9 protein-coding genes are annotated in these 12861 nt (G+C 40.6%); 3 read left to right on the top strand and 6 right to left on the bottom strand.

What is annotated here, in order from left to right:
• Window positions 1–20 precede the first annotated feature (20 nt).
• The 6 genes from C4E06_RS11005 to C4E06_RS10980 all read right to left on the bottom strand — a co-directional run bounded on the left by C4E06_RS11005 (window position 21) and on the right by C4E06_RS10980 (window position 8160).
• Window positions 21–1373 (bottom strand): hypothetical protein, encoded by a 1353-nt coding sequence (locus C4E06_RS11005; protein ID WP_157951146.1) that lies wholly within the window; start codon window positions 1371–1373, stop codon window positions 21–23.
• A gap of 383 nt (window positions 1374–1756) precedes the next feature.
• Window positions 1757–2728 carry a scytonemin biosynthesis cyclase/decarboxylase ScyC gene (gene scyC / locus C4E06_RS11000; protein WP_107668093.1) on the bottom strand — a complete coding sequence of 324 codons (972 nt, stop codon included), beginning with the start codon at window positions 2726–2728 and terminating at the stop codon, window positions 1757–1759.
• 5 nt (window positions 2729–2733) lie between these two features.
• Window positions 2734–3783: a tryptophan dehydrogenase ScyB gene (gene scyB, locus C4E06_RS10995; protein WP_107668092.1), complete on the bottom strand. Its 1050-nt coding sequence runs from the start codon at window positions 3781–3783 to the stop codon at window positions 2734–2736.
• A gap of 113 nt (window positions 3784–3896) precedes the next feature.
• Window positions 3897–5759, bottom strand: coding sequence for a thiamine pyrophosphate-binding protein (locus C4E06_RS10990; RefSeq protein WP_107668091.1), 1863 nt, complete (start codon window positions 5757–5759; stop codon window positions 3897–3899).
• Window positions 5760–5932: 173 nt separating this feature from the next.
• Entirely contained in the window at window positions 5933–6322 is a 390-nt protein-coding gene (locus tag C4E06_RS10985; RefSeq protein ID WP_157951145.1) for a hypothetical protein, read from the bottom strand.
• Window positions 6323–6375: 53 nt separating this feature from the next.
• Window positions 6376–8160 carry a hypothetical protein gene (locus C4E06_RS10980; RefSeq protein ID WP_107668089.1) on the bottom strand — a complete coding sequence of 595 codons (1785 nt, stop codon included), beginning with the start codon at window positions 8158–8160 and terminating at the stop codon, window positions 6376–6378.
• A gap of 653 nt (window positions 8161–8813) precedes the next feature.
• Between C4E06_RS10980 and C4E06_RS10975 the strand changes: the two genes are divergently transcribed.
• From C4E06_RS10975 to trpA, 3 genes are read left to right on the top strand one after another with little or no spacing between them, the layout of a single operon-like run.
• The gene (locus C4E06_RS10975) at window positions 8814–11039 is read left to right on the top strand and encodes an anthranilate synthase (protein ID WP_107668088.1); all 2226 of its coding nucleotides are present in this window, start codon (window positions 8814–8816) and stop codon (window positions 11037–11039) included.
• 43 nt (window positions 11040–11082) lie between these two features.
• Window positions 11083–11964, top strand: a complete 882-nt coding sequence (gene trpC, locus C4E06_RS10970) for an indole-3-glycerol phosphate synthase TrpC (protein WP_107668145.1) — start codon at window positions 11083–11085, stop codon at window positions 11962–11964.
• Between the two features lie 20 nt (window positions 11965–11984).
• Window positions 11985–12803 (top strand): tryptophan synthase subunit alpha, encoded by an 819-nt coding sequence (gene trpA / locus C4E06_RS10965; RefSeq protein WP_107668087.1) that lies wholly within the window; start codon window positions 11985–11987, stop codon window positions 12801–12803.
• The last annotated feature ends 58 nt before the right edge of the window (window positions 12804–12861 follow it).

The raw sequence follows: 12861 nt of genomic DNA, 5'->3' as shown, positions 1-12861 counted from the left end.
TGTGTTAAAAGCCAAGTATTTTATGTTTTTTGATTGGGTTCATGGTATTTTTTAAAAAGATAAATTAGTTTGAGTAATCCGAAAAATCCTAAGCCAAAATTAAAGGATGGTTCAGGCACAGACACCAATGTTTGTGGTGGAGAATTCTGAGTTTCTTCAGTGATAAAAATATCATTAAAATTAAAGGATGATAACGAATCATTATTCAAAAAATCTGTCAAACTCAATTGTTCATTATTAGACAGTAATGTAAGTAACTCAAAAAATTGTAAATTAAAAGAATTTTCTTCCCCGAAAGCACTACCGAAAATCGTTTCTAATTCTTCTAAACTTAAATTTTCAGGAAAAGAAATAGATTGATTATTACTAGCAAAATTTGAGAAAAAAGAGATCAAAGAAGGCTCAACTTCAAATTCTGATTCATTCCCTGCATCCCAAGCAGGAACTTCTTCATCAGTAAACCATTGCCATTGATTATCATTATTTTGATTTAAAATATTAAATAAAGAAAAAAGAGAAGGCTCAGGCGGTAAAATTTGTAGTTGATTATTAATGCCATCTAAAGAATAGAGATAATCATAATTTTGGTTAAGTAGAGAACGCTGAACAGTTTGATTAATACCATCAAGTTGAAACAGAGATTTTGTAGCATTAGACGTTACTTCATTCAACCAAGATAGATTACCTTCGCCATCTGAGACTAAATTTTTATTCCAATTTAATTGTCCATCTCTATTCAATCCTTGATAAGAATTAAAAACATTAAAAGAATTATTTAATCCATCGACAACATAAAAGTTTCCTGTTTCATTAGAAGAAAAAGAAATTCCTTGTAATCGATTATGAATCCCATCAACTCCATAGATATTATTAGCTCCTTCTGTTGCCATTTCGCTAGACCAATAAGGCTGAGAAGATTGTCCAGATACTAAGTTTTTAGACCAGTTAAATGTCTCAATAACCCCCCCTGAACTTTCACTAAAACTAATCTCCCCTAAATAATTATTAAAACCATTAATATAGTAGATATTTCCCCCACCATTAACCCCTTGATTATTATTGGCTATTGGATTAACAATTAAACTGTTATTAATTCCGTCAATGAGATAGACATTATTTTCAGAATCACTAAATATTTTATCATTAGTTGATAAAAAATTAGATTGAAAAGCCTTTAACTCATCAACTTGAGAAAAGATTTCAACGCTGTTGTTAATCCCATCTAAAATATAAATATTTCTAGCATTATTAATCTCTAAATTTGATTTAATTTCAAGTTGTCCTTGCTCATTTCTATCAAACGTTTGAGAATAAGTAAAATTAAGTGCCGTTACTTGAGAAGCGGGTGCTAATATTATTGAACTAGAAGTCAAACAAACAATAAATAACCTTTTGATCCTTTTTTTCATTTCACAATTAAAAATTAAATTTTTTGCTGTTTTAACTAACATTAATTAACAATCAATACAACTGACATCTTGCACCAGAACAAGTAAACTTAATAATTACCGAGAAGGCAATCAATTTGTAATAAGTTAGCGTCAAAATAAAACACTCTTGCCTGTCTTGGTGAGCGTTTCCTTGCGCAGATGCGAAGGCGCGGGGTCTCACCGCTCTTGCCTCTTGCCTACCCCCCCTGCCCCCCTTATAAAGGGGGGTGTGGGGGGTGTTATCGAAGGTGCAAGATATGAGTTGTACATATTGATAAGTTAGAGAGTTATTCCCCCTTTAAGAGGGGGGTAAAGGAAGGGAGTCACTAAACAGAAGCCAAAGAAGGAGAGGGAGATTCAAGCTGATAGCTCATTCCTTTAGCAAAACTGTCCGTATTTCCTGCTTTTGCTTCCAACAATCGCTTAATATTCATGCTTTCTGCACCATAATCCTGAATTTGCAACTTTCCATGAGAGAAAGATTGACCTATCGGCCAGAAAGTAATACGGTGTTGAATAAACCCTTGTGCATCATCATCACCAAACGCATAGAAACAAGGAACTAAGAGCGTCGGACAACGTTGCATAAAGTTCTGTTGAGGATAAAAGAAATTTTGTTCAATTAAATAATAATTGTTTAAATCGTGACTAATGAACTCAACTTCGACAATTTGGTCATATTCATCCAAAAATGTCCCCTGAGTAGGATTTATCTTACCCTTAGCCCGTAATAAATGCGCCCAGTCGTCCATATTACGTAAATCTTTGAGATACTCAAAACCTAATTCTACCGGTGCATTAACATATATCGTATCAGTTTCAATACGATAACGTCCTGAGATAGCTTGAGTTTGTCCTGCTTGACGTTCTAAAATAGCTTTAAGAGAGCGACATTCAGATGTATGCACCGTTTCAATACCTTGCATAATCATCGGTGTCCGTCGTTTTGGGTCAATAAAACTCAACCAATGGAAGTAAACCCCTTTTTCCTCCGTACCTGGTTCAATATACTCAGGGGGAAATAGTAACACAGGATAAACTTGAAAATATTTTTGATATTCAAACCCACAATGCCATTCTATGCCCCGAAAAGAAGCATTTTCAATGGGTCGAACGTGATAATAAAGATTATTTTGATAGCCTGAAGCTGTACCTAACCAAGTCTGATCATCAATTTTTTCAATCATGCGACTGTAAAGCGTCCAATCATTGAGATTTTCCAGGCTACAGAGATAATTAAAAACGATTTCGGGTGAATTTGCAATGTAAGCTGAAGTTGCAAAAGTATTTTCTTCCATTTTTTTTACGCTACTTGTTTAACTTTGACATTCATGATTCTTTTTTCTGCTAATTTCTGAGCCGCTTCAAAAGAAGTGATTTTTTCAGTTTTAGCAATATTGAAAATTTCCAACAAACTGTTATAAATATTATTCAATTGTTGAAAAACTTTGATCTCATCGTAACCAATCATCTCATTATAAACATTAATCAAACCTCCTCCATTAATCACATAATCGGGACAATAAAGAATCTCTTTTTCCTGTAATAAACAACTATCTAACCCTTCATTTTTAAGCTGATTATTCGCTGCTCCAGCTACAATAGAAGCTTGTAACTGAGGAATAGTAAACTCATTTAAAATTCCCCCCATAGCACAAGGAGAAAAAATATCCACATCCAAACCATAAATCTTTTCTAGTTCGACAATTGTTGCCCCATAAAGACGTTTCATTTCAGCCGTTTTCTTCGGATCAAGATCGCAGACAAAAAGTTTTGCACCGTGATCATGTAAATGTTGACAAAGATTTTTGCCCACATTGCCTAACCCTTGTACAGCAACCCTTAAACCCTGTAAATTTTCCTGTTGCCACCGGTGAGAAACCGCCGCTTTAATCCCTAATAAAACCCCTCTAGCCGTAATTGGAGCCGGTCCCCCTGATCTTTCTTGGGTTCCTACAACATAGGACGTTTCTTTATTAATTTCTCGGACATCATCAGGGGATAAATTAACATCTTGACCCGTAATAAAACGACCATTTAAACGATCAACAAATCGTCCATAAGCTCGTAATAAATCCTTAGTTTTATCTTGAGGATGGGCAATAATAACCGCTTTCCCTCCTCCCACAGGAAGATTGGCACAAGCCGCCTTATAAGTCATGCCTCGACTTAAGCGCAAAGCATCATTTAAAGCATCTGTATCGCTCTGATAAGGGAACAAACGGGTTGCTCCCATGGCTGCCCCTAAATTTGTATTATGAATGGCAATAATTGCCCTAAGATTGTGATCTTTGTCATGGCAAAAAAGCACTTGCTCATGACCCATTTGCGTGACTGTTTCAAAAAGCTTCACTCTTGCTTTCCTCAATGTTAAAAAATATATTTTGGGGTGACAGGGTGATAAAACAAGCACCCATGGAAAAAGTCAATTAATGGCTTTTTTTCTCCCAGTCCTCCAGTCTCGAACTAAACTAAAGGAAAAGAAACTTGAGATCCTTTTTTCGGCTCTTGACGGCGAAATTTGACCCCTTGCGCTCCTAACCCCTTATTTCGTCCTTTAGAAGGAGCCAGTCGCGTCGCATCAATATAGACATCAATGACAACCGGTTCATCCAAGGCCATTGCACCTTTAAGTGCCTCTTCAAGTTGAGACTCTGTTTCGACAGTAATACCCTTTGCACCCATGCCATTAGCGATCGCCCTAAAATTCGTTTGAGGAAACATGGCATCAGCCCCGGTCAAACCGAGCATTGACATACCTTGATAGCACATATTATAACGGGCATCATTTAGCACAATCCAAACCGCCGGAATTTGGTATTTAACCGCCGTACTGACTTCACTATTCATCAACATCGCTCCATCACCGACAATAGTAACCGCCTTGCCTTTTCGTCCCATGGCTGCACCAATAACACCCGTAACATTGTGTCCCATCGAACCCACTCCGGTACTCACACGGTAACGCTTAGCCTCATTAAAGCGCAATAAATGGGTAGACCAGGTAAAAGAGTTACCCGACTCAGCCAAAACCACAGCATCACTGCCATCAATCACCACCTTTTGAACCATTTCCATCAAAATTTCAGGACGAACGCCATTGTCGGACTCTCCTTCAACTTCGATAGATTCAGGATTAGGATAATTAATAGTTTGCCCTGAAGTTTCGGGAAGTACCTCCAACAATGCTTTCACAAAAATATCAGCATCAGCAACAATAGGAAGGGTTGGGGCAAAAGGATAAGCCACCCCAGGCACTTTCGGGTCAACGTCAACATGAATAAACCCTTGAGGAGGGATCATCTTTTCATTCCAAAAAGAAGTTGGCTCACCCAAACGAGTCCCTAAAACCAAGGTTCGTAAAGGACGATGCTGCTGCATATAGGTAGCCACCGAGTCATGACCCCCTAATCCTGTGACCCCGATAAACTGGGGATGAGTTTCTGGAAAAATCCCTTTACCCCGAGGGGAACACATCACCGCTGCCCCTGTTCTCTGAGCCAGTTGACGAATGGAATCCGCCGCATGACGCGCCCCAAAGCCAACCCAGATGGCGAAAGGCCCTTCACAGAGGTGTTCGGCAACTTTCGTGACGGTATGTTGGCTAGGAACAGGCAAAGCAACAGCACTATTAACCAGGGGTAAAGGGGTTTCAATCGGTGTTGATTGCATTCGTGTCGGAATGCTAATATGAGCGACAAAACCACCAGGTTGAGCTAACCCTAACCCTAGTCTCCGAGCAATTTGAGGGAGTTCTTTAGGAGACTCCACAACTGTCCCGTAGTGAAACAGCGCACCAGAGGTAAAAATTCCCCCCGTAGGTAAGGTGTAACTACTCGTCTCTTGGATTGCCCAACGTCCCCGTTGAGGGGCCGAGGTACAAGCAGAAAGATGAATCACTTTAGCCCCTTCATCCCGTGCTGCTAACAGTCCGGTGAGGGCATTAGTAATGCCAGGGCCAGCAGTGGTGAAAACTACCACCGGACGCCCACTACTAAAGTAAGCTTCTGTTGCAGCAAAGGCGGCTCCTCCTTCATGGCGACAGTGAATGACATCAATTAACGGACTATTAGAAAGCGCAGCCCACAAGGTTGCCATTGCGCCACCAGAAACCCCAAAAGCTTGGCGTACACCGATATCTTCTAGGACTTTGACAATGGCCTGAGCAACCGTTAGTGAAACAACATCATCCTTTTTTTGGCCATCCTTAGAGGAAGGCTGAAATACAATCCGTTTTGCGATAAGTTGCTCGCTGTGATGATTCCTGTTGCTGTTAGTTTTAGCAGAGACTGCTTTAGGAGAAGTTGGTTGAGAGTAGTTTTGTGTCATTTTCTTATAGACTTGTCAGTTACTTAGGGTGAGAGAAAGCTGGAGCTTAACGACTAGAGCGTAGGATTGAGAAAAATGGCGGTTTGCTTAGCTGGTTGCAAAAATTCGTTTTATTAAGCAATTAGTAGGCAAAATGAAGACAAGTCACTCACTCCGATTGTTTGATTAGGGCGTTACATGACGCTAGCATCAACAGCAAAAGGAAGGCTGCCGCCCATCATGCTGCCTCCATTAGAGGACCCACCATTTCCAGGAAAAGGACTTCCTCCATTGTCAGGAGAGTCACCCATTCCACCAGAAAAATCGAAATCATAAGTATAATCATCCTCTGTCGGATAATTACCCATAACTAATCCCTCGAAATCATAGGTGAAGTCATCTTCAGTAGGATAATCTCCATTGCCTCCATTTAAGAGGTCATCGAAATCATAGGTGTAATCATCCTCGGTAGGATATTCCCCAGTGATTGAATCTTCAAAATCATAGGTATAATCATCTTCAGTGGGATAATCTGCTTCATCGAAATTGAAGACAAAATCAAAGGTGTATTCACCGTTCATCATTTCTTCGTTCATGTTTAATCGCCTCAGATAGTTACTAAAGTGTGTTTAGCCCATTAACCAAACGGACTTTCACCCCCCGCAAAAGGATTTTCGCCTCCTGCAAAGGGATTTTCGCCACCACCAAAAGGATTTTCGCCACTCCCAAAGGGGTTGTCACCGTCTCCGAAAGAACCACTACCACCAGAAAAGACATTGGCACCCTCAAAAAGTAATTGGTCATCCTCAGTTACCATGTCGTCTTCGCTGAGATACCATTGATTTTCTGCATTTTTGAGTAAATAGCCGTCTCCTGGTATAGAAATTGCTAATTCTTCTCCTTCTTCCCCGGCGAAAGGATTACCAAAATTACCGCCAGGAAAGGGATTTTCACCATCGCCACCCCCTGTAAAGGGATTGCTGCCACCGTATAAAAGTTCGTCTGCTTCATCAACCATGTCATCTTCACTAAGATACCATTGGTTTTCTGCATCTTTGAGCAAATAACCGTCTCCTGGGATGGAAATGGCAACTTCTTCGCCTTCAAAGGGATTACCAAAAGGATTTTCACCCCCTCCGAAAGGATTTTCACCCTCTCCAAAAGGACTTTCACCTTCTCCGAAAGGATTACCACCACCGAAGACGTTATTGCCATTAAACAATAATTGGTCATTCTCATCGATCATGTCATCGTCGCTGAGATACCATTGATTGTCTGAATTTTTCAGTAAGTAGCCATCTCCATCAATTTCAAAGGCTAGTTCTTCTCCTGCAAAAGGATTACCGATACCTGAAAAAGGATTATCATCTCCAAAGGGATTTTCACCCCCTGCAAAAGGATTATCGCTTGAATCTTCGCTTTCCTCCGAGGAAGTAACGGTACTGCTAGAAGAAGCTACACCACCGAAAGGGTTACCGCCTCCAGTACCGCCACCGAAAGGATTACCTCCTCCAGTACCACCACTGAAAGGATTACCTCCTCCAGTACCACCACCGAAAGGATTACCCCCTCCAGTACCGCCTGCGTTACCAAAGATATCGCTTGGATCGTCGATTTCAAATCCAGGAATCTCAAATAAACGTCCAAAAGGACTACGGCGAAGTTGTTCTAGCATCTCAGAGTTATCTGAACCCTCACCATTATCGTCACCGCCGGAACCACCGCCGAAGCCTCCAGTACCGCCACCAAAAGGGTTCCCGCCTCCAGTACCGCCACCGAAAGGATTACCACCGAAAGGATTACCGTTCATCATAGAAAAAGAAGTCATATTCATAGAAACTGAACTATCCGCTGCTGTGTTGTCATTTTCTAAATCAAATTCATAGTTAGGATCGTTTTCATAGTTAGGATCACTGGCAGATTCGTCACTGATTAAAGAGACATTGCCATTCGCATCCGTGAGAAAATAGCGATCGCCGTTACCAAAAATTATTTGTCCGTCTTCTGTCGTCAGAACGCGATTACCGGTAATCGTATTGTTATCGCCATTGGGACGATTTCCATTACCTGTAATACTGTTACCGCTTCCACTGGGACGGTTTCCATTACCTGTAAGATTGTTATTACTGCCTATATACCAGTTGCCATTACCCGTGGTCGTATTACCACTGCCAAAATACCAATTACCGTTACCGTTGGTTTGATTACTGTCACTAAAGTACCAGTTACCGTTACCGTTGGTGTCATTGTTATTACCTTCGGGGGTAAAATTTGGGTTTGAAATTACACTACCGTCATCTCCCATAAAGGAAGGAATGCCTCCTCCAGCAAAGGGAGGAAGGTTACTGACCCTAGTGAGGTCATCAATGAGGGAGTTGCCAACCTCTGAAAATGGGTTTTGACTCTCTACACTTTCAGACATAAAACCTCCAAAACATTAGTGAAAGCACCATGCACGACCATAGATTTGATCGATATTAAAATTCATCATTTCAACCATAAACATCTCTATTTGATGAACAATCTTTGATCTTCCAAACTTATGTGTTTGCACAACTCATTAATCCTCAAAATTTAAAATCAAGGCTAATTTTGGTAAAGATTTACATCTCTAATGGTTGGGCATGGATAGGGATCAGAAAATCAAAAAATGATTTAAGTCAAGTGCTTGTTTACTATGTCAAAGATTAATTAACTTAGACAGCAAAAAACAATGAACTATCTTTTGACACTTATTCAAAATTTATAGATTGGCAGAAATTAGCCGAACTAAAATGAATGGCAAGAATAGCTGAGAATCAGTTATAACAAGACTTTGGCTGTATAAATTTTTAACAATATTTTTTTCTATCTTACTCAAGATTAAGACAATCTCTATCTAAAGTTATAGTTAATGTTCTAATAAAAAATAGATACTTTTATCTAAAGTTTGTTCATTGTCTAAAAAAATAATGCTGATTAAACTACAAGTTAACTGTACTAACGAAACAGCAGAGATAAGTTTAATTACATCGAGTAGATAAACCCGTTTTTATCTCTATTAACTCTATTACAAGTAATCTTTAAAAGTATTTCATGATGACAGACAGCTATTGTTATGTAACCCAAGGCGGTATTCAAGTATCTCGTTCAATCATTGAAATGGATAAAGATACTGCTCTCAAAAATATACTATCTTGCCTAGACTCTCAACGGGGAGGCTTACTCAGTAGTAGTTATGAATATCCAGGACGCTACAAACGATGGGCGATTGGATTCGTTAATCCTCCCCTTGAATTATCCACTCAGGATCGCACCTTTACCATAAAAGCTCATAATGAACGAGGAATTAGGCTTTTGCCTTATATGGCTCGACATCTTTGCACCCATTCTCAGCTTGAGAAAGTCATTATTGATAAAGATGCAATTACGGGTTCGGTTCAAAAAAGCCAAGAATTTTTCTCTGAAGAACACAGAAGTAAGCAACCCTCGGTTTTTACCATTATTAGAGAAATTAGCCAAATATTTCACAGTCAAGACGATAAACATTTAGGTCTTTATGGGGCATTTGCTTACGATTTAGTCTTTCAGTTTGAGCCAATTAAAAAACATCAATCTCGTGCAGCCGATCAACGGGATTTAGTGCTATATTTACCCGATGAATTAGTCATTGTGGATTATTATCTACAACGGGCTTACTGTTGTCAATATGAATTTAGTACCTATTTTGGGGATACTCAAGGCTTGCCTCGAATTGGTGAAATGGTTGATTATCGGGGCAAACGGCTACCTTTATCCCAAATTTCGGATCACCAACCAGGAGAATATGCTCAGCAAGTAGAAAAGGCCCGAGATTATTTTGTCCGTGGTGACTTATTTGAAGTAGTTCCTTCTCAAAGCTTTTTCCAAACCTGTGAAACTGCCCCAAGCCAATTATTTCAAACCCTACAACAAATCAATCCGAGTCCCTACGGCTTTATTTTTAATTTAGGGGGTGAATATCTTGTCGGTGCTTCTCCTGAAATGTTTGTGCGCGTAGAAGGTCAAACTGTCGAAACTTGTCCTATTAGTGGCACTATTAGTCGGGGAGAAGATGCCATTGATGACGCGCTGCGAATTCGCGAGTTACTCAATTCTCATAAAGATGAAGCTGAGTTAACCATGTGTACCGATGTTGACCGCAATGATAAATCCCGTATTTGTGAACCGGGTTCGGTGCAAGTGATTGGCCGTCGTCAAGTTGAATTGTACAGTCATTTAATTCATACGGTGGATCATGTTGAAGGTATTCTTAGACCCGAATTTGACGCTTTAGATGCCTTTTTAAGCCATACTTGGGCAGTTACAGTCACCGGCGCACCCAAACCTTCGGCTATACAGTTTATTGAGCAAAATGAACGCAGTCCGCGCCGTTGGTACGGGGGAGCAGTGGGTTATTTAGCGTTTAATGGGAATCTTAACACTGGGTTAATTTTACGCACCATACGCCAAAAAGATTCAATTGCCGAGGTAAGAGTCGGGGCAACCCTTCTCTATGACTCTATTCCTGAAGCTGAAGAACAAGAAACTTTAACTAAAGCGGCAGCCCTGTTTCAAACTTTAGGCGCAACTCCTCAACCTTTAGAAGACTGTGAAAACGGCGAGGGTCTGTCCATTAACCTCAAACTCACTTCTTCAGCCAAACGGGTTTTGTTAATTGACTATGAAGATTCTTTTGTTCATACGTTAGCCAACTATCTGCGTCAGGCAGGAACTATCGTAACCACCGTACGCCATGATTTTGCTCTGGCGATGTTAGATAAAATGTCACCGGATCTCGTGGTGTTGTCTCCTGGCCCCGGAAGTCCGGGAGAATTTGAGGTTCCTACAATGGTTGATGCTTGTATTGAAAGAAAATTACCTATTTTTGGGGTTTGTTTAGGATTACAAGGAATTGTTGAAGCCTTCAAAGGAGAGTTAGGCACTTTATCCTATCCTCAACATGGTAAAACCTCTTTAGTTTCAGTGACTGCGAGTTCTTCAGCCTTGTTTAAAAATCTGCCGACTTCCTTTACAGTGGGTCGCTATCACTCTTTATATGCCCTTCCTGAGAAGTTGCCTGATGAATTTAAGGTCACTGCTTTTTCAGAGGATCAAGTCATCATGGCTATTGAGCATCAAACCCTACCGATCGCAGCAGTTCAGTTTCACCCCGAATCTATTATGACCCTAGGGGGAGGCGTTGGACTGGGAATTATCAAAAATGTAATCGAAACTTACACCAAATCGGCTAAACCTGAAGTATTACACCCAAAAAGTGAAAAAACGGAAGTTAGAAAGTAGTAATTTCTTGGTTTTTGTCCCTTTTTATTTATTTTTCATCATCATGCAAATTCGTCGTCGTTTAGAAACCCCTAATTATGCGATCGCTCCCCCTGACGCTCAACCCCGTCATATTTTAGAAGCGATCGTCTGGTACAAAGAACAAGAAGTGGCTCAAATGCGACTGCAAGTCCCTTTAAGTGACCTGCAAAAACAGATTAAACCCCTTTTTAAACAAGGGAGTTTTCGTCGGGCAATTGAAAAAAATGTCAATCAACCGAGTCTTATTGCAGAGGTCAAAAAAGCATCTCCGAGTCGTGGCATTATTTGCCCTAATTTTAATCCTGTTGAAATTGCTTTGGCTTATCAACGGGGAGGGGCGACTTGTCTATCAGTTTTAACGGATAATCAATTTTTTGGCGGAAGTTTCGATTATTTACTGCAAATTTGCGCCGTTAGCTCTCTGCCACTACTCTGTAAGGAATTTGTTATCGATCCTTATCAAATTTATTTAGCCTGTGCGAGAGGGGCCAATGCGGTCTTACTCATCGCTGCTATTTTGTCGGATCAAGACCTACAGATGTTGCTCAACTTAACCCATTCTTTAGACATGGATGCCTTAGTTGAAGTGCATACCCTCAAAGAACTTGACCGAGTCCTCGGTTTATCTGGGGTGCATTTACTCGGCATTAATAATCGCAATTTAGAAAATTTTACCGTTGATCTCGAAACCACTGAACAGTTAATCAACCAAAGACGTGAACAGTTAGAAAAGTTGGACATTACTGTTATCAGTGAATCAGGCATTCATACTCATACTGATTTAGAAAGAGTCGCCAAAGCAGGGGCTAACGGCGTATTAGTCGGAGAATCTCTCATTAAACAATCTGACTGGGAAAAAGCAGTTATCAACCTTTATCAACCCCTGGCATCAGCCATCAGTTAACTTTCTGTATTTTAAGTAACATGACTACTATTTCTCGCCATTTCCAAACCCTAAGACAAGACAAACAATGTGCCTTAATTCCCTTTATTACAGCAGGAGATCCTGATTTAGAAACCACCGCAAAAGCCTTACAAATCTTAGATCGTAACGGAGCCAATTTTATCGAACTGGGGGTTCCCTATGCCGACCCCTTAGCTGATGGGCCAGTAATTCAAGCGGCTGCTACCCGCGCCCTGCAAAGAGGCACTCGCTTAGAACCAGTGCTTGATCTAGTGCAAACTCTCAGCCCTCGCTTACAAGCTCCTATTATCCTCTTTACCTATTATAATCCTATTTTTTATCGCGGTATTGAGACATTTATGGCACAAATTGCCCGTGCAGGGGTCAAAGGTCTGATTATTCCTGATTTACCCCTAGAAGAATCCTCCGAAGTCATCAATACGGCTGCTGAGCATGGCATTGATCTCACTTTGTTAATTGCCCCCACCAGTTCCCCTGAACGCATTAAGGCGATCGCCACTCAGTCTCAAGGCTTTATCTACTTTGTCAGTGTAACGGGGGTGACAGGAGTTCGTTCTGCCATGGAAACCAGAGTCCAAACCTTACTACCGCAAATACGACAAATTACGGATAAACCCATTGGGGTGGGATTTGGCATTTCTACCCCTGAACAAGCCCGTCAAGTTCAAGAATGGGGCGCAGATGCGGTCATTGTCGGCAGCGCATTTGTCAAACGTTTAAACAACAGTTCTCCGACTCAAGGACTGCAAGCAGTCGAAAAACTGGCTCAAAGTCTAAAATCTGCCCTTTGTCAGGTTCCTGCCGGCAGTTTAGGGTAACGGGATGACTCACTGCTCCCTTGTTCCCTATTTCTTGTCTCAACTTGCTCAATTTTTA

Source organism: Cyanothece sp. BG0011, assembly GCF_003013815.1.
Classification (GTDB): Bacteria; Cyanobacteriota; Cyanobacteriia; order Cyanobacteriales; family Microcystaceae; genus Crocosphaera.
This window is presented reverse-complemented; position numbering and strand designations above follow the sequence as displayed.